This is a genomic window from Pseudoxanthomonas sp. YR558 (assembly GCF_900116385.1).
Classification (GTDB): domain Bacteria; phylum Pseudomonadota; class Gammaproteobacteria; order Xanthomonadales; family Xanthomonadaceae; genus Pseudoxanthomonas_A.
Genome location: NZ_FPCI01000001.1, coordinates 1,485,053 through 1,509,684, shown reverse-complemented (window position 1 = coordinate 1,509,684; position 24,632 = coordinate 1,485,053). Strand labels below are relative to the sequence as shown.

Annotated in this window: 21 protein-coding genes and 1 pseudogene; 8 read left to right on the top strand and 14 right to left on the bottom strand. The window is 66.9% G+C overall.

All coding sequences use genetic code 11. From position 1 onward, the window contains the following. The first annotated feature begins 181 nt into the window (after positions 1-181). Positions 182-2,551, top strand: coding sequence for an FG-GAP-like repeat-containing protein (locus tag BM365_RS07260; protein WP_093487878.1), 2,370 nt, complete (start codon positions 182-184; stop codon positions 2,549-2,551). Between the two features lie 119 nt (positions 2,552-2,670). On the opposite strand, the gene BM365_RS07255 is transcribed toward BM365_RS07260, so the two are convergent. Next, positions 2,671-4,728, bottom strand: coding sequence for a glycoside hydrolase family 99-like domain-containing protein (locus tag BM365_RS07255; RefSeq protein ID WP_233210930.1), 2,058 nt, complete (start codon positions 4,726-4,728; stop codon positions 2,671-2,673). A gap of 7 nt (positions 4,729-4,735) precedes the next feature. After that, on the bottom strand, positions 4,736-6,346 hold the full coding sequence (locus tag BM365_RS07250) for an electron transfer flavoprotein-ubiquinone oxidoreductase (protein WP_093487876.1): 1,611 nt from the start codon (positions 6,344-6,346) through the stop codon (positions 4,736-4,738). A gap of 83 nt (positions 6,347-6,429) precedes the next feature. On the opposite strand from BM365_RS07250, the gene BM365_RS07245 reads away from it, so the two are divergent. Continuing rightward, positions 6,430-7,053, top strand: a complete 624-nt coding sequence (locus tag BM365_RS07245) for an alpha-ketoglutarate-dependent dioxygenase AlkB family protein (RefSeq protein WP_093487874.1) — start codon at positions 6,430-6,432, stop codon at positions 7,051-7,053. Between the two features lie 4 nt (positions 7,054-7,057). On the opposite strand, the gene BM365_RS07240 is transcribed toward BM365_RS07245, so the two are convergent. From BM365_RS07240 to BM365_RS07220, 5 genes are read right to left on the bottom strand one after another with little or no spacing between them, the layout of a single operon-like run. Next, complete coding sequence (locus BM365_RS07240) at positions 7,058-7,690, bottom strand: ABC-type transport auxiliary lipoprotein family protein (RefSeq protein WP_093487872.1); 633 nt, start codon at positions 7,688-7,690, stop codon at positions 7,058-7,060. Beyond that, entirely contained in the window at positions 7,687-8,613 is a 927-nt protein-coding gene (locus tag BM365_RS07235) for an MlaD family protein (protein WP_093487870.1), read from the bottom strand. Before BM365_RS07235 ends, BM365_RS07240 begins: the two co-directional genes overlap by 4 nt. 3 nt (positions 8,614-8,616) lie before the next feature. After that, complete coding sequence (locus BM365_RS07230) at positions 8,617-9,426, bottom strand: ABC transporter ATP-binding protein (RefSeq protein ID WP_093487868.1); 810 nt, start codon at positions 9,424-9,426, stop codon at positions 8,617-8,619. Positions 9,427-9,428: 2 nt separating this feature from the next. Beyond that, positions 9,429-10,544 carry an ABC transporter permease gene (locus BM365_RS07225; RefSeq protein WP_093487866.1) on the bottom strand — a complete coding sequence of 372 codons (1,116 nt, stop codon included), beginning with the start codon at positions 10,542-10,544 and terminating at the stop codon, positions 9,429-9,431. Continuing rightward, positions 10,541-11,413, bottom strand: coding sequence for a DMT family transporter (locus BM365_RS07220; RefSeq protein WP_093487864.1), 873 nt, complete (start codon positions 11,411-11,413; stop codon positions 10,541-10,543). Before BM365_RS07220 ends, BM365_RS07225 begins: the two co-directional genes overlap by 4 nt. A gap of 103 nt (positions 11,414-11,516) precedes the next feature. Between BM365_RS07220 and BM365_RS07215 the strand changes: the two genes are divergently transcribed. Next, complete coding sequence (locus BM365_RS07215; RefSeq protein ID WP_093489564.1) at positions 11,517-12,764, top strand: threonine/serine exporter family protein; 1,248 nt, start codon at positions 11,517-11,519, stop codon at positions 12,762-12,764. A 70-nt stretch (positions 12,765-12,834) separates the two neighbouring features. On the opposite strand, the pseudogene BM365_RS07210 reads toward BM365_RS07215, so the two are convergent. The 4 genes and pseudogenes from BM365_RS07210 to BM365_RS07195 form a co-directional block, all read right to left on the bottom strand. Beyond that, a pseudogene (locus tag BM365_RS07210) lies at positions 12,835-13,200 on the bottom strand (H-NS histone family protein); the annotation flags it as partial. Positions 13,201-13,297: 97 nt separating this feature from the next. Continuing rightward, on the bottom strand, positions 13,298-14,992 hold the full coding sequence (locus tag BM365_RS07205) for a proline--tRNA ligase (protein WP_093489562.1): 1,695 nt from the start codon (positions 14,990-14,992) through the stop codon (positions 13,298-13,300). A gap of 61 nt (positions 14,993-15,053) precedes the next feature. Continuing rightward, positions 15,054-15,335 (bottom strand): DUF4124 domain-containing protein, encoded by a 282-nt coding sequence (locus BM365_RS07200; protein WP_158253546.1) that lies wholly within the window; start codon positions 15,333-15,335, stop codon positions 15,054-15,056. Between the two features lie 7 nt (positions 15,336-15,342). Beyond that, complete coding sequence (locus BM365_RS07195; RefSeq protein WP_093487858.1) at positions 15,343-15,732, bottom strand: DUF4124 domain-containing protein; 390 nt, start codon at positions 15,730-15,732, stop codon at positions 15,343-15,345. Between the two features lie 92 nt (positions 15,733-15,824). Here BM365_RS07195 and pssA point away from each other — a divergent pair, with 92 nt between their 5' ends. Genes pssA through rimI form a run of 3 tightly spaced genes read left to right on the top strand, consistent with a single transcriptional unit; the run spans position 15,825 to position 17,538 of the window. Further along, positions 15,825-16,604 (top strand): CDP-diacylglycerol--serine O-phosphatidyltransferase, encoded by a 780-nt coding sequence (gene pssA / locus BM365_RS07190; protein WP_093487856.1) that lies wholly within the window; start codon positions 15,825-15,827, stop codon positions 16,602-16,604. Next, entirely contained in the window at positions 16,601-17,032 is a 432-nt protein-coding gene (locus tag BM365_RS07185) for a hypothetical protein (protein ID WP_093487854.1), read from the top strand. Before pssA ends, BM365_RS07185 begins: the two co-directional genes overlap by 4 nt. Next, the gene (gene rimI, locus BM365_RS07180) at positions 17,029-17,538 is read left to right on the top strand and encodes a ribosomal protein S18-alanine N-acetyltransferase (RefSeq protein ID WP_093487852.1); all 510 of its coding nucleotides are present in this window, start codon (positions 17,029-17,031) and stop codon (positions 17,536-17,538) included. Before BM365_RS07185 ends, rimI begins: the two co-directional genes overlap by 4 nt. Before the next feature lie 25 nt (positions 17,539-17,563). Here rimI and BM365_RS07175 read toward each other — a convergent pair whose 3' ends face one another. From BM365_RS07175 to BM365_RS07165, 3 genes are all read right to left on the bottom strand, one after another. Beyond that, positions 17,564-20,335: a valine--tRNA ligase gene (locus BM365_RS07175; RefSeq protein ID WP_093487850.1), complete on the bottom strand. Its 2,772-nt coding sequence runs from the start codon at positions 20,333-20,335 to the stop codon at positions 17,564-17,566. 69 nt (positions 20,336-20,404) lie between these two features. Continuing rightward, positions 20,405-20,827, bottom strand: a complete 423-nt coding sequence (locus tag BM365_RS07170; protein ID WP_093487848.1) for a DNA polymerase III subunit chi — start codon at positions 20,825-20,827, stop codon at positions 20,405-20,407. Positions 20,828-20,849: 22 nt separating this feature from the next. Then, positions 20,850-22,319, bottom strand: a complete 1,470-nt coding sequence (locus tag BM365_RS07165; protein WP_093487846.1) for a leucyl aminopeptidase — start codon at positions 22,317-22,319, stop codon at positions 20,850-20,852. A 130-nt stretch (positions 22,320-22,449) separates the two neighbouring features. On the opposite strand from BM365_RS07165, the gene lptF reads away from it, so the two are divergent. Further along, positions 22,450-23,529, top strand: coding sequence for an LPS export ABC transporter permease LptF (gene lptF, locus BM365_RS07160; RefSeq protein WP_093487844.1), 1,080 nt, complete (start codon positions 22,450-22,452; stop codon positions 23,527-23,529). Then, a complete protein-coding gene (gene lptG / locus BM365_RS07155) occupies positions 23,526-24,629 on the top strand; it encodes an LPS export ABC transporter permease LptG (RefSeq protein ID WP_093487842.1) in 1,104 nt (367 codons plus the stop codon). The genes lptF and lptG overlap by 4 nt, the downstream gene beginning before the upstream one ends. Positions 24,630-24,632 lie beyond the last annotated feature (3 nt).

Here is a 24,632-nt window from a genome sequence, read left to right as displayed (position 1 = left end):
TGCGTCCTGCGTGACGTACGTCAATTCTCCGCCCGTCACAGGGCTTGGACGCTTCTGACTTTCAGCTGTACGTCCTGCTGCCGATAACCAGCCAAGTAGACCGACTTGGCTGTTTTCATTTCCTCGGCCTGGGCTATAGTGTCCGTTCAGGGGCTCCAACTGTTTTTTCTTGAGGGTACGTATGAAACTCCGCATTGGCGCTTGCGCCTTGGTATTGGCTTTGGCCGGGTGCAGTGGAGAAAGCCCCGATTCAGGGGTTGCAGGGATGCGGGGTGTCGCAGCCAGCAAGGCGACCGGCAAGTTGCCGATGGCGTTGCCGCTGGCCCGTGCGATTGGCGCGTCCATCGCAAACGCTCCTGATCGGGGCGCACTGCTGGCCTACCCCAACAAGGCGACGCCTGCCAAGCAGGAAGGCGCCTATACGTGGTACCCAACCTCGATCAGCGAGGCGCACGCATTCAAGGGCATCGCCGACGGCGAAATGACCGTCCCGGCCCCGGACGGGAGCCAGGTGAAGCTGCGCTACGAGCGCCACGTGGAAGAAATCGATGGCAACTGGACGTGGATCGGTCGCGTCGTCGGTGGCGACCAGAAGCAGGAAGCCATCATCACCTTCGGTGAGAAAGCGGTCTTCGGTTCCATTCCTCAGGCCAACGGCAAGCCGGCGCTGAGCCTGCAGACGCGCAACGGCACCGTATTCGCTGTCCAGACCGATCCATCCAAGGTCGTTTCGGCCACGAAGGGCCATGTCGACGTGATGGTGCCCGAAGCGGCGGCGCTCCGCTCCTCGATGGGCGCGGCCGTGCAGTCGGCCCAGGTCAGTCAGGGTGCGACCGCCGTTGCGCAGGGAGCACCTCAGACGGGTGCAAACACGATCGACGTCGCCATCGGCTATACCCCCGAGTTCGCTACCGCCAACGGCGGCGCTTCCGGCGCGGCAACACGTCTGGTCTATCTGATCCAGGTGGGCAACCAGGCGTTCGTGAACAGTGACATCAACGGCTACCTGCGTATCGTCAATGCGGTGCAGGTCAGCTACACCAACACCAATACCAACCAGACGGCGCTGTCCGAGCTGACGGGCAGCAATGGCCAGTCCCCGGTGACGGTCCCCGCGAGTCTCGCCCCTTTGCGGACAGCGCGTGATCAGTACGGCGCCGACATTGCCGTGTTGGTCCGCAAGTTCAATACCCCCGAAAACGAGGGCTGCGGTATCGCGTGGCTGAATGGCGCGAACCAGACGGCGATCACGGCTGCAGACGCTTCGTGGGGCTACGCCGTCATCAGCGACGGTTACGACCAGGGCACGGACGGCAAGACCTACTATTGCGCGGACGAAACCCTGGTCCACGAGGCCGCGCACCTGATGGGTTCGGCACACGATCGCGCCAACTCGTTGAACTCTTCCAATGGCTTGCTTTATGGCCGCTATCCCTACTCCTTCGGTTACAAGACCGCGGCGAATGCCGGTAACTTCTACACCGTGATGGCGTATGGTGATACCGGTCAGCTCGCGCACCGCATCTTTTCCACCCCGCTCAAGACCACCTGCGGCCCCAGCGCCAATCTGGCCTGTGGCGTGGCCAACAGCGAGGACAATGCGCGTAGCTTGAACCAGACGATTCCGGTGGTGGCAACGTTCCGCGCGACGGTTGTGCCCCACACCACACCGACTCCGCCCGACCTGCTTGATGCGAAGTCGATCGATACCAACGGCGACGCACGGTCCGACCTGCTGTGGATGCTGGCTGACGGTAGCCAATTCGCCTACTGGACGATGAATGGTGGTACGAAGCTTGGCGGCGTAGGTTATGGGATGGGAACAGCTTGGAAACTGATTGCGAGCGGCGACTTCCGTGGTGACGGGCGCCTGGACTTCATCTGGAGCGATTACGACGGCATGCAGCTCTGGGACAACCACGCCGGCGGCATGACCGCTTACACCATGCGTAGCTACCCGGCTGGGTACGATATCGTGGCGGTCGGTGACGTGAACGGAGACGGCCGCGCCGACCTCGTCTGGCGCGACGAAGCCAAGACGCAGATCTCGATCTGGTTGATGAATGGCACGACCATCATTGGCAGCGCCTCGTATGCTGCTGGCCCGACGTGGAATGTCCTCGCCTCGGGTGACCTCAATGCCGACAACCGACTCGACCTGATCTGGTACGACGGCACTCAGATCCAGGCGTGGCTGGGTACGGCCAGCGGGTTCTCGGGCGCTACGATGCCGGCATACCCGACGGGCTGGACGTTGTTCGGCATTGGCGACATGGACGGCGACAACCGCGACGACCTGTTCTGGCGCTTCAATGCGACCGGCGAAGTTGCCGTGTGGCGTATGTCGGGCGGTACGCGACTGTCCGGCCACGGGTTTGCCGCTGCGTCGACGTGGAAGCCCATCCAGGTCGCCGACTACAACGGGGACGGGCGTGCTGACGTCCTGTGGACGAACGACACGTTGATCCAGATCTGGCAGTCGCAGGGCACGTCCTTTACGGGCGTCGTTGCACCCAACTTCCCGACCGGATGGAAACTGCTGCGTCGCTGATAGCGATCTCCGCAGTTGCACACACAACGCCATGGCTCACACCATGGCGTTGTCGTTTCTGGGCACCCTGGCGTCGATGCGGGTCACGCAAGGCGGCATTTCGCCGCGTCCGAGTCGCTTCAGGATCGATTGGCGTATGCGTATCGCCGGTCGGTCGGTAGCGCCGGCTCGCCCATCAGCTGTTCAATGCTTTCCAGTCGATAGCCCATCACGGCCGCGCTGATGCCGACGGCACGCTCCACGGCATGCGCCATCGTGCCATCGGTCTGTCCTTGCTCTACGACGAACTCGGACTCCAGGAAGTCCAACTCGAGCAGGGGCCGCAGCGCGGACAACCGTGCCCAGAACATGCTGCCTGAAACGAAACGGTATTCCCCGACCGGCGGATGCGCGCCCATACGCGCGGCGAGAGCAGACACCTCACGTGCGTTCGCGCCCATGTACTCGCTCAGGGACAAGACGTGCGCCGCCGGCCCCACGAGGCCTATCTCTGGCGCACGCTCCATCGCATCGCGGATCCTTGATGCCCTGCCGCCGCCCGCCAGCTGACTCAAGAGTTCCTTTCGCCAAGCATCGCCGTCGTCCCGATGGGTCGAGCGCTTGGTGTGCAGCTTCAATACAAGATCGGATCCCGTATCAAGGAGCCGACGCGCCGTTCTCAGGAAGGGCAGGATATCCCGCCCGCGATTCTCGAATACGCAGAGCTCATATTCGAGCCCGCTGGACTCCAGACTTCTGCTGATCTCCGTAAGGACCTGGGGCGCGGTGGTGACGATGATGCGCCAGTCGATCCCACTGCTCTTGAGCGCCTGGACGATGTCGTCCAGCGCCTCGGGATACCACGCGTGCACGATCGCGCATGGGCGCGCTTCGGCGGGTAGGAGCGGGCGTAACGCCCTTCGGGTCGCATCGAGGTAGGCGTAGCCATGTCTTGCGTCCGGTTCGAGCACCGCTCCTTCTGCCCATTCGTTCCATGCATTGATGAAAATGGGCCCCGGCATCCGCTGGGATCGGGTAGACGCAATCGCGTCTGCCAGGAACTTTCCGTAGTAATCCGGCGAAGCACCCAGAAAACACCTGCCGCGGCCGGGACGTCGAGCTTCATTGTCCCAGCCAGGACTGACGCCTTGATGTAACCGGTAGGGAGGCGCTGACGGTTGGCTGAACGCAGGAGCTATGCCGCGCCAATCCATCAGTTGGCCTGAATAACTTGGATTGATCAGATCGACCGTGGCGGCCAGCGGGGGGGCATTCCAGCGCAGGGGCGGGAATTGCACGGCGGCATCGAAGGAAATCGCGCGTGGATCCACGCTATCGAACGACTGCACGTAGGCGAGGTGTATTTCTCCCAGCCCCTGTGCGATGCACCACGCCCGCCACCGTGCGGCAGTCGCCTTCATGTCCGGAAACACTCCGGGCCGGTAGACAAGAAGCACGGGCTTTCCATCCACACGCAGATAGCGTGGATCCCGCATGTACTCCGCCACATGCTCGATGAACGCGATATCGTCCTCGGGCGAGTGCTGCTGGTCGATCAGGATTTCATTTCCGCGGCCATCCCAGGTGCGGGTCCATTTCTCGTTCGCCCAGCACAGGCAGAACTTCAGGTCGATGGTCTTGTCGTTGAGCCAGTTGCGCAGCGGTGTTTCCAGTAACGTCTTGCCGCCGAACCAGTAGAAGTAGAAGCAGAATGCGCTGATGCCGTACTCGCGTGCCAGGCGTGCCTGCTCATGCATCACCTCGACATTGCGCAGATCGTAGAACCCGAGATCGCCGGGGAGTTTGGGCTGGTAGTGGCCCTCGAACTGCGGCAGGGCGCGGGTGACGTTGCGCCATTCGGTGAAGCCCTTGCCCCACCATGCGTCGTTCTCGGGAATGGTGTGGAACTGCGGCAGATAGAACGCGACCAGCGTGGCAGGCAAGGGATCCGGCAGTTCGTCCTTCTCGTAGGGCACGTAACCGATGGCGCGCTCATCCGAGCGGACATAGGGTCTGCGCGGCTGGGCGCCGTCGGGCGCCTTGCCCTTGGGACCTTCCGGGACCCAATCGCCGCGCGTGTCGAGGAAGCGTTGGCGCAACCGATCGCGCGTCGCCTGTGGCATCGGGGTTAGACGGAACGCGGCACGCAGCGCATAGAACAGCGTGGTGCGGACGCGGCGTGACAGGGGATTCGTCACTGGCTTCCTAGAGGTTCTGGTAGTTCGGCCCCGAACCGCCTTCCGGCGTCACCCAGTCGATGATCTGGTAGGGGTCCTTGATGTCGCAGGTCTTGCAGTGCACGCAGTTGGCGGCATTGATCTGCAGGCGTCTGCCGTCGCCGTTATCGACGATTTCGTAAACCCCGGCTGGGCAGAAGCGCGTGCAGGGGTTGTCGTACTCGGCGGCGCAACGGCTGACGCACACGGACGTGTCGTGCACGCGCAGGTGCACGGGCTGGTCTTCGTCGTGCTCGGTGGCGGCGAAGTAGACGCCCTGCAGGCGATCGCGCGGCGCCAGCGTGCGGTCCACGTAATCGCGCTTGGGTTCCTCGTGTTCGCCGACCTTGTCGAGCGAGGACCAGTCGGGTTTCACCTTCAGCGTCCATGGCGACAGGCCGCCGGTGACGGTTTCCCAAGCGGCGTTGGCCATGCCGAACCACAGGCCCTTCTTGAAGCCCGGCTTGATGTTGCGCACGGACTTCAGCTCGGCCATCGCATCGGAATCGCGCAGCTTCGCGTCGAACCCTTCGGGTGCCAGCTGCGATGCCACTAGGTGCTCGGCCGCCAGCATGCCGCTGCGGATCGCCTGGTGCGTGCCCTTGATCTTCGGCACGTTGAGCAGACCGGCGGTATCGCCGATCAGCAATGCGCCCGGCATTTCGACTTTCGGCAGCGACTGCCAGCCGCCGGTGACGATGGCGCGCGCGCCGGCGGACAGGATGCTGCCGCCTTCCAGGACCGGTTTGATCAGCGGGTGGTTCTTCCATTGCTGGAAGGCCTCCCACGGTTTGTATTCCGGGTCCTTGTAGTCCAGACCGCTGACGTAGCCCAGTGCGATCTGGTTGTTTTCCAGGTGGTACAGGAAGCTGCCGCCGTAGATGTCGTTGCTGGCGGGCCAACCAAGCGTGTGCACGATCTTGCCCGGCGTGACGCGGCCTTCCGGCACCTGCCAGAGTTCCTTGATGCCGATCGAGTACGCCTGCGGATCGCTGTCCTTGTCCAGGGCGAAGCGCTTCACCAGCCGTTTGGTCAGATGGCCGCGCGCGCCTTCGGCCAGCACGGTGACCTTGGCGCGGATGTCGATGCCCTGCGTGTAGCCTGGCTTGTGGCTGCCATCCTTCGCGATGCCCATGTCGCCGATGCGCACGCCGAGGACCTTGCCGTCGTCATCGTGCAGCGTTTCAGATGCGGCGAAGCCCGGGTAGATCTCCACGCCCAGCGCTTCGGCCTGCGGGGCCAGCCAGGCGCACATCGCGCCCAGCGAGACGATGAAGTTGCCATGGTTGCGCATGCCCGGCGGCACCATGGGGAACTTGCGGCCGCCGTCCTTGCTGAAATACCAGAACTCGTCGTCCGTGGCCGGCACGCAGATCGGCGGCGGGTTGTCGCGCCAGCCGGGCAGCAGCGCGTCGAGCGGCTGCGGTTCGATCACGGCGCCGGACAGGATGTGCGCGCCGATGGTGCTCGCCTTCTCGATCACGCAGACCGAGATGTCGGGGTTCAGCTGCTTCAGCCGGATCGCGAAGGCCAGGCCCGCGGGGCCCGCGCCGACGGTCACGACGTCGTATTCCATTACATCGCGTTCGACATCGGACATCGGTCTCGGCTCCAGCGTGGCGTTAGGCTCCCGGTATTTTCGGCGTTTGCGCGAGACGGGGCAAATCCGCGAGCATCGCCGGCATGACCATACCCTTGCCGCTGCCTGCGGATGGCTCCGACGCAGGGCTACCCGGCGCTACCTTGCGGTTCCAGCCCGCCTGGCTTGCCGGGGATGCCGCGGATCGCCTGTTCGAAGCGCTGACCGATGCCTTGCCGTGGAGCGTGCACCGCATCCGGCTGTTCGGACGCGACGTGGATTCGCCCCGACTCAGCGCGTGGATCGGCGACGCGGACGCGGTGTATCGCTACTCGGGCACGGCCTTCACGCCACTCGCTTGGACGGATGCGCTGTCCGCGTTACGGCTGCGGTTGCAGGCTGAGTTGGGCGTGCCGTTCAACAGCGTGCTGGCGAACCTGTACCGGGACGGGCGCGACGCGATGGGTTGGCACAGCGACGACGAACCGGAACTGGGCCCCCAGCCGGTAATCGCGTCGATCAGCCTGGGAGCGCCACGCCGGTTCCTGCTGAAACACCGGCAGGAGGCGACGATGCGCGCGGCGATCGCGCTACCGCACGGGAGCTTGCTGGTGATGTCGGGCGATACCCAGCGCCTCTATCGGCACGCCTTGCCGCGTACGACGCGGCCGCTGGGGCCGAGGATCAACCTGACGTTCCGTCACGTGGATCCTGCCCGACGTCGCTGACGGTTCAGCGGCGCAGGGGGGCGTCGTCCCGGCCCGCCACCAGCAACCAACCCACCAGCTCCGCGGTGGCGGCGGTCAGCGCGCCATCGAACGCCTGCGCCACCTGGGCCACCTCGACGGACGTGGCCGGCTGCTGCTGGAGGAACGTGCGCGATGCCACCACGCGTTGGTCGCGGCTGCTGACGAGCTTGGCGTTGATCTCCACCACGGCCGACGGCAGGGCGGCACCGGCGTAATCGGCCTCGAAGCGGCGCACATCCATCACCAGCTTATAGTCGCCGAGGATGCCGGCGTCGGCGCTGGCCACGGCGGGGATGCGGCCGGAATCCTCCAGCGTGCGCTGCACCGCGTCCTGCACCAGTTCGGTCGCCGGTTGCGCCCACGACACGCCGCGATAGACCTGCAGCTCACCTGGCGTCGGGCGCACCGAGATGCGGGGGCTGTCGACCACGCGTGCGGCCGTGGGCTTGGCGATCACCAGGGACCAGCCGACCGTCGGCCATTCGGCCCGCGCGGGTACGCGGATGTCGGGTGCGTAGATCGTCACCGGGTCGCGCTGTTCGCTGCCGAGGATCGAGCAGCCAGCCAGCGCGAACGCCGCCAGGGAGGCACACAGGGAGATGCGCAGCGCTTTCATTTCGGGTCGAACTCCTTGGGTGCGTCGCGGCCCAGCAGGTAGCGCGCGGGATTGCCTTCGAGGCGGTCGCTGACGCGGCGCAGATCGCGCACCAGTCCGCGCAGTTCGGTGAGCGTCGGGCCCAATTGGCCCAGTCCGTCGTTGGCGAAGCTGTTGATGGCCGCGCGGTTCTCGCCAATGATCGCGTCGGCGTTGCCGGCGGCGGAGTCCAGCTTGCCCAGCGTGCTTTCCAGCTTGGCCAGGATGTCGGGCAGCTCGCGTACCAAGTTCTGGTCCAGGCGCTCGATGGTGCCGTTGGTGGTGGTCAGGGTCTTGTCGAGGTTCTGCGCGGCGTCGCGAGCGCTGACGATCAGCGACTCCAGCCCGTCCTCGCGGCTGGCCAGCGAGTTGCTCATCGATTCCAGGTTTTCGAGCGTGGCGGTGATGCTAGCGACGTTCTTGTCGCTGAGTACCTGGTCGAGCCGCTCGACGATCCGGTTGGCGGTGTCGGTGATGTTCTGCAGCGCGGAGGGCGCCGTCTGGATCACCGGCGCTTCGCGCGTGTCCACGGTGGTCAACGCCGGCGCCTGCGGCGTTCCGCCGCTCAGCTGGATGATGGTGGGGCCGGTCAGGCTGGTGATGGCCAGCTTGGCGCGGGTGTCGGTCTTCACCGGTGTGTAGGACTCCACGCGGATGCGCGCGATCACCTGGCGCGGGTCGTTGGGCGCCAGCGACAGCTTGGTGATCGAACCCACCGCGATGCCGTTGTACTGCACCGGGCTGCCGACCGACAGACCGGTGACCGCCTCGCGGAACACCACCTGGTACTCCTGCCAGGTGCGTTCGGACGAATACTTGGCCGCCCACAGCCCGAACAGCAGCAGCGCGGCCGCGATGATCAGTGTGAAGGCGCCGATGAGCACGTAGTTGGCACGGGTTTCCATCGATCAGACCGCCGTTTGCGTGTGGGGTGGCCGGTAGGCCGATTGTCCATCGCGCGCGGCGCGTGCGCGGGGACCATGGAAATATTCCTGCACCCAGGGGTGGTCGAAGCGTTCGACCTCGCTGAGTGGCGCCACGGTGACGACCTGCTGGTCAGCCAGCACGGCGACGCGGTCGCAGATCGCGTACAGCGTATCCAGATCATGGGTGATCAGGAACACCGTCAGCCCGAGCGCTTCCTGCAGCGTCTTGATCAACCGGTCGAACGCAGCCGCGCCGATCGGATCCAGGCCGGCGGTGGGTTCGTCGAGGAAGAGGAGGGGCGGGTCCAGCGCGAGCGCGCGCGCCAGGCCGGCGCGCTTGCGCATGCCGCCGGACAACTGCGACGGCAACTTGTTGAGCGCATCGGCAGGCAGGCCCGCCAGTTTGACCTTGAGCAGCGCCAGCTCGTAACGCCAGCTGTCGGGCAGCTCGGGGTGATGCTCCTTCAGCGGCACCTGCACGTTCTCGCCCACGGTCAGCGAGGAGAACAGCGCGCCGTCCTGGAACAGCACGCCGGTGTTGCGTTCTATGTGCTGGCGCGCGGCAGGGTCTTCGGAGCGCGCATCCTCGCCGAGCACCGTGATCTGCCCTTCATCGGGCTGGCGCAGGCCGAGGATCGAACGCATCAGCACCGATTTGCCGGTGCCCGAGCCGCCGACCACGCCGAGGATCTCGCCCCGGCGCACGTCCAGGTCCAGGCCTTCGTGCACGGTCTGTTCGCCGAAGCGGTTGACCAGGCCACGCACGCGGATGATGGGGTTGTCGTCGGCCATGCTCACCAGTCCATGTGCATGAACCACAACGCAGCGAGCGCGTCGATGATGATGACGAGCGAAATGGTCTGCACGACACTTGAGGTGGTGCGTTCGCCCACCGACTGTGCGGTGCCTTCCACGCGCAGGCCCTCCAGGCAACCGATCAGGCCGATCACCAGCGCGAACACCGGCGCCTTGGACAGCCCCACGAGGAAGTGCTTCACCTCGATGGTGTCGTGCATGCGTGCGATGTACATCTGCGGCGGAATGCCCAGGTCGAATGCGCCGACGGTGACGCCGCCGGCCAGGCCCGCCATCATCGAGATGAAGGTCAGCAGCGGCAGCATGACGAGCAGTGCGATCAGGCGCGGAATGACCAGCAGGTCGATCGGGTCCAGGCCCAGCGTGCGGATGGCGTCGATCTCCTCGCGGCTCTTCATCGCGCCGATCTGCGCGGTGAATGCGGAGGCGGTGCGGCCGGCCAGCACGATGGCGGTCATCAATACGGCGAACTCGCGCAGGAACGCGATGCTCACCAGTTCCACCACGTAGATTTCCGCGCCGAAATCGCGCAACACCGTGGAGCCGAGGAAGGCGATCACCGCGCCCACCATGTACGACAGCAGGATCACCAGCGGCACGGCGTCCAGGCCGACGGCTTCCATGTGCGCCACGGTGGCCGTGGGGCGGAAGCGGCGCGGCTCCTTCACCATGCGCACCAGCTTGACCAGGTTCTCGCCAGTGAAGCTCAGCAGGGCGACGATCTCCTGCTTGTTCTCGTGCACGCGATAGCCCAGGCGCGACAGCGCGGCCAGCACGCCGTAGTCGCGCTTGCGCGGCGGACGGTCATCAGCCACGTCCTCGATGGTGCTGACCAGCGCCTGGTGGTCCTGGCGGAAGGCGATGTCGGAGAGTTCCATGCCACGCCGTTTGGCGAAGCGCAGCAGCTGCAGCACGCCGGCCGAATCGATGCGGTCGATCGCGGTCGCGTCGATGCGCGTCACCGCCTCGGGCAGGCCGCGAAGTTCCTCGGCCACTACCAGCGCGCTCGAAAGCGTCCAGTCGCCACCCAGCCGCACCTGGCCAGGCTTGGCGGGATCGGCTTCGCAGTGCGGGCGGGCAAGGGTGGGGGTCATGGCATCGCTCGGCCAAGGAGCATACAGGCTATCCCGCTGAACGTGAGGACCACGCCGATGAACGCCCGCTTGCCCAGCGGCTCGCGCAGCCACAGTGCTGCAAGCACCACCAGGAACACCGAAGCGGACTCGTTGAGGATCGCCGCGACCGAGGCCGAGGTGAACTTGTAGCCGCCCAGCCACAACACCATGGACAGCCCCTGGCCGATCAGTGCGGCCAGCAGCAGGCGACGCCACGGGACATCGGCAGGAACGAAGCGCATACGCGCGCGCATCGTGGGCAGGGTGGCGACCACCAGCAGGCCGACGACGGCACCGGCCAGTCGCAGCAGGGTCACCCACAACAACGGTTGCGTTTCTAGCGTGCGCTTCACCATCACGATGGCGATAGCCATCAGCGCGATCGCAGACAGTCCGATCATGATGCCGCGCGCGGTGTGCTGCGGATGGGTTTTCCATTCGCCCGGCGGACGACTGACCAGCAAGACACCGAGGCCCACCAGCGCGAAGCCGATCCATTGTCCGGCGCCGAGGCGCTCATCCAGGAACACAAAGCCCAGCAGCAGCACCAGCGGGCTGTACAGATTGCCGATCACACCCATCCGGCCCGCGCCCAGTTCGTTGAGCGCGCGGAAATACAGCGTATCCGCCAGCGCGATACCGATCACGCCGCTGGCGATGACGATGGCGAGTTCGGCGGCCGGCAACGTGGGCCAGGCGTCGGCATGGACCACCAGCGCCACCGGCGCGAGCACCGCCAGCACCAGCCCGTTCTTGAGCAGATTGAGCGAGAGCGGCGGCAGGTGTGCGCCCAGCTGGCGCGCCAGGATCACGCCCACCGCCCACGTTGCTGCGCTGCCCAGTGCCATGGCTTCGCCGATACCCACCCGTCCCCCTGCCTGTCATCGAGCTGCGTAGTGTAAGAGGGCCCCAATGAAGGCGACGATCCGCCGCTTCGGCGATACTGTGCCGATGCCCGACGAGACGCTCACCACCGCCACGTACGCCCAGCGCATCGCCTTCGTCTGCGAGATCGCCGGTCGCCTGCACAGCTACGGCACGACGGCGCAGCGCCTGGAGGGCACGGTCGTCGGCCTGTCCCAGCGACTGGGGCTGGATTGCGAACCGTGGTCGAATCCCACCGGGCTGATCCTGAGTTTCAGCGACCCGGCGCGGCCGCTCGGCGCCAGCGACAGCACCCGGGTGATCCGGCTCGCGCCCGGCGAAACCGACCTGCACAAACTGAGCGAAGCCGACCGCATCGCCGATGCCGTGTCCGCCGGCGAAATGAGCATCGCTCAGGGCCACACCGCGCTGCGGGCGCTGGATCGCGCGCGCAGCGTGCGCTGGCGAGCGATGCAGATCTTCGCCTCCGGCCTGGCGGCGGCGGCCGTGGCCGGCCTGTGGCGGCTGCCGTGGCTCGACATGGCGACCGCGGGGCTGATCGGCGTGATCATCGGCGTGCTCGGCGAACTGATCGCGCGCCGTCCGCAGATGAAGGAAGCCAGCGATGCGATTTCGGCGCTCGTGGCGGGCTTCGTCGCGATCCTCATCGCGAATTTCATCGCGCCGTTGAACCTCAACACGGTGATCATCGCCTCGCTGATCGTGCTGCTGCCCGGCATGGCGCTGACCAATGCGGTGAACGAGCTCACCAGCCAGCACCTGGTCTCGGGCGTGGCGCGTTTCGCGGGCGCACTGGCCACCGTGCTGAAGCTCACCGTCGGCAGCATGATCGCGGTGACCCTGGCCCAGCTGTTGGGACTGTATCCGGAGGTGCGCGCCCTGCGTCCGCAACCGGAGTGGGTCGAATGGGCTTCGATGGTGGTGGCGGCCTATGCCTTCGCCGTGCTGTTCAAGGCGCACCGGCGCGACTACTTCTGGGTGATGGCGGCCGCCATCGCCGGCTACAGCATTTCGCGGTATGCGGGCGCGGCCTGGGGTAGTCCGGTGGGTATCTTCCTGTCCGCGCTGACGCTCACGGCCGCGGGAAATGCGTTTGCACGCTGGGCCAACCGGCCGGGCGCGCTGATCCGCGTGCCGGGCATCCTGATGCTGGTACCGGGCAGCACCAGCCTGCGCGGCTTGCTCACGCTGGTGCAGCAGCAGGATGTGGGCGTCGGGCAATCCGCGCTGTTGGCCGTCACCAACGTGGTGATGGCGCTGATCGCGGGCCTGCTGTTCGGCAACCTGTTGATCTCCTCGCGCAAGAACCTCTGACGCGATCCGCGCAAACGAAAAACGGGAGGCCAGGCCTCCCGTTCGCGTTCGATTCCGATGCGGCTTACTTCTTCTTGATGAGGAAGTCTTCGGCCTTCTTGCCCTTGGCGATCAGCGCGGCCATCCAGCGCGGGTGCTTGCCGCGCCCGGTCCAGGTTTCCTTGGGGTTGGCCGGGTTGCGGTACTTCGGCGCCACCTTGCCCAGCTTGCGGCCGGCGCGTGAGGCGGCAGGCTTCGCGGGCGCCTTCGTGGTGGCGCGTCCGGAAGCACCGAACAGTTCCTCCAGCGTGTAGCCCTCGGCCTTCGCGAACTTGGTGATCTTGCCGCGCACCGTGGCGATGGGCGTGCGCTTGGCCAGCTTGGTCTGCTGTTCCTTGGCCTTGGCGATCAGGGCACCAAGTTCCTTGGCGGACAGGTTACGCAGGTCGATCGACATCAACTATCTCCAATCAGGAAGGGAAGGCCCGTCCATGGCGGTCGCCCGATCATAAGCGAGCGGGCAAGCGCGGTTCAAACCGCGCCGCCGCCGATGCTCACCCGCGTAGGCGGGCGAGCAGTTCGTCGCGCCCGATGTTCTCCGCATCGGTCGCACGGCGTGCGCGGTACTCGAACGTGCCTGCCGCGAGCCCGCGCTCGGATACCACCACGCGATGCGGGATGCCGATCAGCTCGATGTCGGCGAACATCGCGCCGGGGCGCAGGCCGCGGTCGTCGAGGACGGCTTCGATGCCGCTTGCCTGCAGGTCCGCCAAGAGCTGCTCGGCCGCCGTATTCACCGCTGCGTCGTTCTTGGGATTGATCACGCAGACGGCCACGGCCCAGGGCGCCATCGGCACGGGCCAGATGATGCCGTTGGCGTCGTGGTTCTGTTCGATCGCGGCGGCGACGATGCGCGATACGCCGATGCCGTAGCAGCCCATGGCGGGCGCGGCGGCCTTGCCGGCATCGTCCAGCACGGTGAACTTCATCGCTTCGCTGTACTTGCGGCCGAGCTGGAACACATGGCCGACTTCGATGCCGCGCACGAGGCGGATCTCGCCGCCATCGGCGGCCTTGTCGCCTTCCACCACATTGCGGATGTCGGCCACGGTTTCCGGTTCGCCCAGGTCGCGGCCCCAGTTGACGCCGGCCAGGTGGTAGCCGGCCTCGTTTGCGCCGACGACGAAATCCGCCATCGCGGCGACGTCGCGATCGGCCACCACGCGGATCGCCTGGCGCGCGTTCACCGGGCCGAGGAAGCCGGGCTCGCTGCCGAGGTGGGCGGCGATCTCCGCCTCGCTGGCCATGCGGTAGTCGGCCAGGCCGGCGACCTTGCCCAGCTTGATCTCGTTGACGGCGTGGTCACCGCGCACCAGCGCCAGCACGAAACCATCGTCGGTCATCACCGCGATCGACTTCACCGTGCGCTGCAGTGGAATGCCGAGCAGCGCGGCGACGTCCTCGCAGGTCTTCTGCGTGGGCGTGGCGACTTTGTTCATCGTTTCCGATGTGGCCGCGCGCGGACCGGGTGCGGCGGCCTGCGCCTTCTCGACGTTCGCCGCGTAGTCCGAGCCGGTGGAGAAGGCGATGGAATCTTCGCCGGACTCTGCCAGCACGTGGAATTCCTGCGATGCGTCGCCGCCGATGGCACCGCTGTCCGCCTGCACCGCACGGAAATCCAGGCCCAAACGGGTGAAGATGCGCGTGTACGCCGCATGCATGTTGCGGTACTCGCGTACCAGGTCCTCGTCGGTGATGTGGAAGGAGTACGCATCCTTCATCACGAACTCGCGCGCACGCATCACGCCGAAACGCGGGCGGATCTCGTCGCGGAACTTGGTCTGGATCTGGTAGAAATTGACCGGCAGCTGCTTGTAGCTGGACAGTTCCTGGCGCGCAAAGTCGGTGACCGCTTCCTCGGCCGTCGGGCTATAGCAGAAGTGCTGCTCCTTGCGGTCGGTGATCTTCAGCAGCTGGCCGCCGAACTTCTCCCAGCGCCCGGTCTCCTCCCACAGCTCGCGCGGCTGGATGGTCGGCATGATCATCTCGATCGCGCCGGCGCGGTCCATTTCCTCGCGCACGACGGTCTCCACCTTGCGCAGCACGCGCAGGCCGAGCGGCGACCAGGTGTACAGGCCGGCGGCCAGCTTGCGGATCATGCCGGCGCGCAACATCAACTGGTGGCTGACCAGTTCGGCGTCGGCCGGGGTTTCCTTGGTGGTGCGGAGGTGGAACTGCGACAGGCGCATCGGCATCGGCGTTCAGGGGGACGAATCGCCTATTTTGCCAGCCTTGGCCGCGCGCGGGGCGCTATTCCTTCGTGTCCTTGCTGTCGCCGCTCACCCGGATGCCAGCGGGCGTGTCACGCTCGATGCGCTCGTAACGCCGGCCCTTCGGCGGTTGTTCGGTGATCTGGAGGACGCCTGCGTCGTCGCGCCAGCGGTACAGCGAAGGACGCGTATCCACAGGGGCGGCGCCGGCGCGTCCCGCCTCGCGTCGGGCCTCGGGTCCGTCGGCTTCGTCCCGCGATAGCCACCACGCCACGCCGCCGCCTACCGCCAGGCCCGCCACGATGGCCAGCCAGGCGCGCACGCAGGGCTCAGGCGCCGGCGGGCTTGCAGTAGGCCTGGATGGCGGCCTCGGCCAGGGCGCGCTGCGTGGCGCGCCCGTTGTCGTCCAGCGTGGCATCGGGTTTGCCGTCGCCATCTGTGTCCTGCTGCACGGGCGCCTTGTTGCCCAGCACTTCCAGGTTCCGGCGCGCGGTGGCGCACTGCGGGTTCTCCACCGGCTTACCGGCAGGTTGCGTTTCGTTGGCCGGCGCGCCGTACTGGTTGATGCGGCGGTTCTGGACCTGCTGGCTGGGCGGAGGCGTGTCCGAATAGTGGGTGACGCCGTTCTTGTCCTTCCACTGGTAGACCTGCTGGGCCTTCGTGGTGGCGACAACGGCGAGGCACAGCGCCAGCGCGGCGAGGCAGGGGACGAGGCGCATGGCCGGCTCCGGGATCGAGGAGCCCCGATTGCAGCACCCCTAGGGCGTGCAGGCAAGCCGGGGCGCGGACCGCTTGGGCTAAACTGCGACCCATGAACGAAATCAAGCCGCCCCCGCGCTCGCGCGGGATCTACCTGTTGCCCAACCTGTTCACCACCGCGGGCCTGTTCGCCGGGTTCTTCGCGATCATCGCCGCTGCCAACGGCCAGTTCGTCAATGCGGCCATCGCCGTGTTCGTGGCGGGCCTGATGGATGGCATCGACGGCCGCGTGGCGCGCCTGACCGGCACTAGCAGCGACTTCGGCGTGCAGTACGACTCTCTCGCCGACCTGGTCAGCTTCGGCCTGGCGCCGGCGCTGGTGATGTACCACTGGTCGCTGTCGGCGCTGAAGTTCGATGGTGGCGTGATGGGGCGAGTGGGCTGGGTGGTGGCGTTCCTGTACGCCGCGTGCGCGGCGCTGCGCCTGGCCCGCTTCAATACGCAGGTCGGCACGGTGGACAAGCGGTGGTTCATCGGACTGGCCAGCCCGGCAGCGGCGGGGTTGATGATGTCGTTCGTCTGGGCGTTCGCCGATGGCGAGCTCGGCTGGACCGGCGAGGAACTCCGCTACGTGGCGCTGGCGGTGACGTTGGTGGCCGCGCTGTTGATGGTCAGCCGGATCCGCTTCTGGAGCTTCAAGGGCACCGGCGAAGGCGGCGCGAAAGCCGACCGTATCCCGTTCGTGGTGCTTGCCCTGGTGCCGTTGGGGTTGGCGATCCTTTTCATCGACCTGCCGCGCACGCTGTTCGCGGTGGGTGTGGTCTACGCGCTGTCCGGGCCGGCCTACTGGCTGTGGCAGCGCACCCGCCGCACGCGGGACGGCGCCGCATGATGCTGGCGGCGGACCGCTTGTGGTCGGCCGAGCAGCAGGGCTGGCTCGGCGCCCTCGGGCATACGGTCTACCTGCCGGCCGACTGGCCGACCGAAGCTGGTGCGCCGACGCAGGTCGCGGAGCCGCAGGCTGTGCGCGCTGAACGCGAGCCCGCGGCGTCGCCGGCTCGCGCCCGGCCCCCGGCACGCGAAGCGATGGAACGACCCGCCCCCCCGCGCACTGCTCCCGCGCCGCGTGCAGCCGGCTCACGACTGCCGGATCGCCTGCATTTCGCGCTGATCCGTGCGTCGGGCTGCAATCCGAACGCGCCCGGTGCGGCGGAGTTGTTCGCGCAATGGCCTTCCTCCGCGGAATTGCGCGGCAATCCGGCGGCCAAGCGTGCGCTGTGGCCAGTCCTGCGCCGACTGCGGCGGGGTACGTCGGCATGAGTGCGTTGGGCGTCGAAGCTTCACCGGCGTCCACTCCCAGCCTGCGGCCGATGCGCGAGGCCGATCTGGACGCCGTGCTGGCGATCGAGCAGCGCGGCTATCCCTTTCCGTGGACGCGCGGCATCTTCCGCGACTGCCTCAAGGCGGGATATCCGTCCTGGGTGCTCACCGAACACAGCCTGGTTATCGGCTACGGCCTGTTGAGCATTGCCGCGGACGAGGCCCACGTGTTGAACATCTGCATCGCGCCGGAACGGCAAGGGCGCGGGCTCGGCAGACACCTGTTGCGCGCGCTGGTGAAGATCGCCCGCGACCACCGCGCACAACGCGTCTTCCTGGAAGTGCGCCCATCCAATCCGGGCGCGATCGCGCTGTACCACAGCGAAGGCTTCAACGAGATCGGCCGCCGGCCCCGCTACTATCCGGCCCGCGATGGTCGCGAGGACGCATTGGTGATGGCGATCGAACTGGTCGCCGACGACATCACCACGATGCCGCCGCTGTAGGGCGGGCCTTGGCCCGCCATCGCGATTACAGCTTGGCGCGCTGTCCGTGCAGGGCGGCGAGCTGGTTGCTCCAGTCGACCAGGCGCTGGCGTTCCTGGTCGACTACCGCCGGCGGCACCTTGTCGGTGAACTTTGCCAGCTTGGCCTCGCTCTTCTCCTTCTCGCTGGCGACGCGGGCGATTTCCTTGTCCAGGCGCGCGCGTTCGGCATCGAGATCGACCAGACCCTCGAGCGGCACCAGCAGCTTCAGCTCACCGACCACCGCGGCCGCCGAGGCGGGCGCATCGGCGCCGGCGTCCAGCCACGCGATGCCTTCGAGCTTCAGCAGGAACGACAGTGGCGACGCGAAGCGCGCGATGCGCGCGCGGTCGTTGTCCTGGCCGTCCTGCAGCAGCAAGCGGACGGTCTTGCCCGGCGAGACGTTGAGCTCGCTGCGCACGCGGCGCAGCGTGGACACCATCGTCTTCAGCCATTCGACGTCGGCATCGGCCTGCGCGTACTCCTGGCCGGCGAAGTCGCTGGCGACCGGGTAGGGGCGCAACGACACGGTGCCGCCGTCGATACCCAGCTTCGTGGCGACCTGCTGCCACAGTTCCTCGGTGACAAACGGGGTCAGCGGGTGCAGCAGGCGCAGCAGCGACTCCAGCACGTACAGCAGCGTGTGGCGGGTGCTGTCGGCGGCGGCTGTGTCATCGCCATTGAGCGCGGGCTTGGCGAGCTCGACGAACCAGTCGCAGAACTCGTTCCAGGCGAACTCGTACAGCGCCTGCGACAGCAGGTCGAAGCGGTAGACGGCGAACTGCGTTTCGGCTTCGGCGACGACCTTGGCCAGGCGCGAGAGGATCCACTTTTCCGCATCGGTCTTCGGCTGCGGCGCGCCGCTGGCGGTGAAGCCGTCGGTGTTCATCAGCACGAAACGCGTGGCGTTCCACAGCTTGTTGCAGAAGTTCTTGTAGCCCTCGGCGCGGCCCATGTCGAACTTGATGTCGCGGCCGTGGGTCGCCAGCGCGGCGATGGTGAAGCGCAGCGCGTCGGCGCCGTGCGGCACGATGCCGTCCGGGAATTCCTTGCGCGTGGCCTTTTCGATCTTCTCGGCCATCTTCGGCTGCATCAGGCCGCCGGTGCGCTTGGCCACCAGGTCTTCCAGCGAGATGCCGTCGATGATGTCCAGCGGGTCGAGCACGTTGCCCTTCGACTTGGACATCTTCTGGCCGTCCTTGTCGCGGATCAGGCCGGTCATGTAGACGTCGCGGAACGGCACCTGGCCGACGAAGCTGTCGGTGGCCATCACCATGCGCGCCACCCAGAAGAAGATGATGTCGAAGCCGGTGACCAGCACCGACGACGGCAGGTAGCGATCGAAGCCGCGTGACGCCATCGCCTGCGTGTCCGGCCAGCCCATCGTGCTGAACGGCCACAGCTGCGAGGAGAACCAGGTCTCCAGCACGTCGCTGTCCTGGGTGAGCGCGATATCGGCGGAGAGACCGGCCTTGGCGCGCGCTTCGGACTCGTCGCGACCGACGTAGCAATTGCCCGCGCCATCGAACCACGCCGGGATGCGGTGGCCCCACCAGAGCTGGCGGCTGATGCACCAGTCCTGGATGTTCTCCATCCAGTGACGGTAGGTGTTGATCCAGTTCGGCGGAACGAACTTCACCTCACCGGACTCCACCAGTTCCAGGCCGCGCTTGGCCAGGCCGTCCATCTTCACGAACCACTGGTCGGTCAGATAGGGCTCGATCACCTGGTTGGTACGGTCGCCGCGCGGCACCTGCAGCTTGTGTGGCTTGGTCTCGACCAGCAGGCCGAGATCCTCGAGATCCGCCAACACGACCTTGCGCGCTTCGTAACGGTCCAGGCCGCGGTATTTCTCCGGTGCGTTCTCGTTGATCGCCGCCGTTGGCGTCAGCAGGTTGATCAGGGGCAGGTCGTGACGCAGGCCCACCTGGTAATCGTTGAAGTCGTGCGCCGGCGTGACCTTCACCACGCCCGTGCCGAACTCGCGATCGACATAGTCGTCGGCGATGACGGGAATTTCACGGTCGGTCAGCGGTAGCTTCACCGCCTTGCCGATCAGGTGCGCGTAACGCTCGTCTTCCGGGTGCACCATCACGGCGGTGTCGCCAAGCATGGTTTCCGGGCGCGTCGTGGCCACGACCAGCGTGCCGCTGCCGTCGGCGAGCGGGTACTCGATCGACCACAGGAAGCCGTCTTCCTCGACGTTCTCCACTTCCAGGTCGGAGATCGCGGTCTTCAGCACCGGATCCCAGTTGACCAGGCGCTGGCCGCGGTAGATCAGGCCCTGGTCGTGCCAGCGCACGAAGGCTTCGATGACCGCCTTCGAGGCGTCCTCGTCCATGGTGAACGTGCTGCGCGACCAGTCGCCCGATGCGCCCATGCGACGCATCTGCCGCTCGATCGTATCGCCGGACTGCGCCTTCCACTCCCAGACCTTGGCGATGAAGCCGTCGCGGCCCAGCGAGTCGCGCGTGTCGCCCTTGCCTTCCTGCGCCAGGTTGCGGCTGACGACCATTTCCGTCGCGATGCCGGCATGGTCGGTGCCCATCTGCCACAGCGTGTCGAAGCCGCGCATGCGGTGGTAGCGCACCAGCGCGTCCATCAGCGTGTGTTGGAACGCGTGGCCCATGTGCAGCGTGCCGGTGACGTTCGGCGGCGGCAGCAGCACGGTGTAGGGCTGGCCCGTGCCGCTGGGCTTGAAGTAGCCGGCGGCTTCCCACTGCGCGTACAGGCGGGATTCGAAGGATTTCGGGTCGTAACTGGAGGCGAGGTCGGTCATCGTGTCGGTGTGGTTGCTGCGATCGCGCGAACGCGGATCGCGTGGCCGGCGGCAGGGCCGCCGAGGGCGTTACATGTCGTGCTTGTTCACGTCGTAGCCGCGCGCCTTGTACTGCTTCCAGCGTTCGCGCAGTGGCTCGCGTGCGGACGGGTCGGCGGGCACCACTTCCAGCACGCGCTCGCAGGCGCCGGCGAAGGCGTCGTCGCGCAGGTTGATGACCAGCGCGCGGGCGGGCACGTCGACATCGGGCGTGGCGATCAGCACGGGCGTCAGCTCGTCCTCTTCGTCGCCGGCGATCTGGTGCGGGATGTAGGCGTCCGGATCGAATTCCCACAACAGCTCGTCGAGCGCTTCGGCCTGCGCGGCATCGCGCGCCAGCACCAGCGTCCACTGGTTGCTGTCGTAGGCCTTGCGGGCCAGCTCGCAGACCAGCTTGAGGGGTTCCTCAAGGAAGCGCGGCTTGGCGATCAGGTAGAAGTCGGCACGGGCCATGGCGTCGGGCACGCGTCGCCGGTCAGGCGACGCGGTCCAGCAGCCACTGGCTCAGCAAGCCGACCGGTCGGCCGGTGGCCATGCCGCGCTTGCCTTCGTCGTTGGCCACGCCGGCGATGTCCAGGTGCGCCCAGCGCTGGCCTTCGGTGAAGCGCGCGAGGAAGCAGCCGGCGGTGATCGCGCCCGCCCAGCGGCCGCCGATGTTGTAGACGTCGGCGAAGCTGGATTCCAGCTGGGTCTGGTACTCATCCCACAGCGGTAGGCGCCAGGCGCGGTCGAACACGGTCTCGCCCGCGCCCTGCAGTTCGTTGCTGAGGTCGTCGTGCTTGCTCATCAGGCCGCTGGCGTAGCGGCCCAGCGCCACGATGCAGGCGCCGGTCAGCGTGGCGACGTCGACCAGTGCGGCGGGCTTGAAGCGCTCGGCGTAGGTCAGGGCGTCGCACAGGATCAGGCGGCCCTCGGCGTCGGTGTTGCCGACTTCGATCGTCTTGCCGGACATGCTGGTGATGACATCGGAAGGACGGTAGGCATTGCCGTCGATGGCATTCTCCACCGCCGGCACGACCACGATCAGATTCAGCGGCAGCTTCATCTTCGCCGCGGCCACGAACGTGCCGATGACGCTGCCCGCGCCCAGCATGTCGTACTTCATCTCCTCGATGCCGCCCTGCGTCTTCAGGTTCACGCCACCGGTATCGAAGGTGATGCCCTTGCCGACCAGCACGTACGGCTTCGCGTCGCCGCCGCCGTTCCACTTCAGCACGATCAGGCGCGGGCGGTTGGCCGAACCGCGCGCCACCGCCAGCAGCGAGCCCATGCCGAGCGCTTCCATCTGCGTCTCGTCGAGGATCTCGGCTTCGGCGCCGTTCTCGGCTGCGTACTGCTGCGCCTGCTCGGCCAGGTAGGCCGGGGTGCAGATGTTCGGCGGCAGGTTGCCGAGCTCGCGGGTGGTCTGCACGCCGGCGGCGATGGCCACGCCCTGCGCCAAGGCCTGGTCGTTGTCGCCGCTGACGGCGAACTGGGCCAGACCGGGGTCATCGTTCTTTTTCTTGCCCAGGGTCGCGGTGTAGCGGTAGCAGGCGTGGTCGGCCGCGATCACGGCCTGGCGAATCTTCCACGCGGCATCGCGTTCCTTCACGTCGACTTCGGACAGGGTGAACAGCGCGGCCTTCACGGGGCCGATCTTCAGGGTACGGGCGGCGTCGCCCACGGCCTTCAGGTATTGCGCCACGCCGAACTTGGCGGCTTCCCCGAGGCCCACGACCAGCACGCGCGGCGCGGTCACGCCGGGCAGGTCGTGCAGCAGGGTGGTCTTGCCGGTCTTGCCGCCGACATCGCCGCGCTGGACCAGGGCCGAAAGCTTGCCGCCGCTGGCCGCATCCACGGCCTGGGCCGCGGGCGTCAAGCTCTTGTCGGCGTAGGCGCCGACCACGACGCAATCGACGCCGGCCTGGGCGGGGGCTTCGTGGTTCAGGGTGAATTCCAGCGTCATTGATCAGATTCCAGGTTCAGTTACGTACAATCGCGGGCCGGATGAACGATGGCAGGCGCCATCCCGGACCGCAGAGACCGCCGCCGCAGACGCGGCGCACAAGCCCGAGATTGTAAATCAAGCCCTCCTGATGCCGAAGCTGGACCGCTACCTCTTCCGGGAATTCACCCAGAGCTTCCTGGCCACCCTGATCATCCTGCTGATGGTCAGCGTGGGCGGCGTGATGGCGGACCTGCTGGGCGACGTGGCCGACGGCAAGGTGCCGGCCCGCCTGTTGCTGTCCCAACTCGGCCTGCAGTTCCTCAACTACATGCCCTACATAATCCCGCTGGCCCTGATGCTGGGACTGCTGCTGGCGTTCTCGCGCCTGTACCGGGATTCGGAAATGGCCGTGCTGACTGCGGCGGGCATCGGCCCGCGCCGGCTGCTGCGTCCGCTGATGATGCTGGTGGTGCCCGTGGTCATCCTGGTGGCGACCTGTTCGCTGTGGCTCGGCCCCTGGGCGCTGCGCACGGCCCATCAGATGCTGGACCATGCCAACCGCAGCCTGGTCGTTTCCGGGCTGGATGCCGGCAAGTTCACCGTGCTGTCGAGTGGCGCGGTGGTCTACGTCAGCGCGCTCTCCCCCGACGGCACCGGGCTGAACAAGGTCTTCATGCACCGGGCGAAGGACGGCCGGATCGACGTCGTGACGGCCAAATCCGGGCAGATGTTCTTCGAGGGCGAACGCAACCGCTATCTGCGCCTGGACGATGGCTTCCGCGTCGAAGGTCCCGATGGCGGCGGCCTGGACTACCGGTTGATCCGCTACAAGTCGAATGAAGTCGCCTTGCCGGACCGCGCCGACACGCTGGACAAGGACGACCCCGAACTGCTCCCCACCCCGCAATTGCTGGCGGATCCGCGCCCGGAAGCCAACGCCCAGATCCATGCGCGGCTCACGCCGCCGCTGCTGGCGCTCGCGTTCGCCCTGCTGACCCTGCCGCTCTCGCGCAGTTCGCCGCGGCAGGCGCGCTACGGGCGAGTGATGCTCGGCTTCCTGGCCTACCTCGTCGGCGTCAGCCTGATGTTCAACGGCACCCAACTACTGGCCGACGGCAAGCTGCCCGGGCTGGCCGGCCTGTGGTGGCTGACGCTGCCGCTGTTGGCCGTCGCCATCTGGTTCTACCTGCGTGACGGCAACCTGTCCCGGCCGCGGAGGCGCGCATGAGGCTCACGCCGCGCCTGCACGATATCTACGTCGGCCAGGTGGTTCTGGTCACCGTGCTGCTCACCTGGGCGGTGCTGGTGGGGCTGGACGTGGTGATGGCGCTGTCCGGCGAGGTCAGCGACCTGGGACAGGGCAACTACACCTTCGGTCATGCGGTGGCCTGGGTCTTGTACACGGTCCCGCGCCGCGCCTACACGATGTTTCCGACGGCGGCGGTGATCGGCTCGCTGATGGGCCTGGGCCAACTGGCGGCCAGCTCAGAGCTGACGGCATTGCGTGCGTTGGGCCTGTCGCGGCGGCGGCTGAGCATTTCCGTGGCCGCTGCGCTCGCCATCCTGACCGCCCTGATGGTGTTCAGCGGCGAGACCCTGGGCCCGTGGGGCCAGCGGCAGGCCGACGTGCTGAAGATGAGCGCCCGCACCGGCAACGTGGCGATGGACCGCTACTCCGGCCTGTGGGCGCGCGAGGGCAATACCTTCCTGTACGCGCAGAGCGGCGAAGAGAAGGACCAGGGCGGCGGCAAGGTCGCGCTGCAGTTGCGCGACGTACGCATGTACGAACTGGCCGAGGATGGCCGCCTGGCCTCGATCGCGCACGCCGCCACCGCCGAGCACCTGGATGGCTACTGGCTGCTGAAGAACGTGCGTCGCACCACCTTCAACGAGCGCTCCGCCACCCAGACCACGGTGCTCGGCGAGCGCTGGGAGTCGGAATTGGACGCCGCCGTGCTGTCCTCCAGCCTGGTGCGCGCGCGCAACATGCCCAGCACCGAGCTGAGCCAGAACATCGAGTACCGCAAGCGCAACGGCCTGGATGCGCGCGATTACGAAGACCAGTACTGGGGCCGCTGGTTCTATCCGCTCAACGTGCTGGCGCTGTGCCTGGCGGCCATCCCCTTCGCCTTCGGCAGCCTGCGCAGCGGCGGCATGGGCAAGCGCTTGTTCCTCGGCATCGTATTCGCGGTCGGGTTCTGGGCGTTGCAGACGATGTTCGTGCGGTTGGCCGGCGCGTTCCGCCTGGATTACCGCATCGCCTACGCCGTGCCGCCGTTGGCGCTGCTCGCGATCTCGTGGGTCATGTTCGGCCGGCGAAGCCGTTAGCGC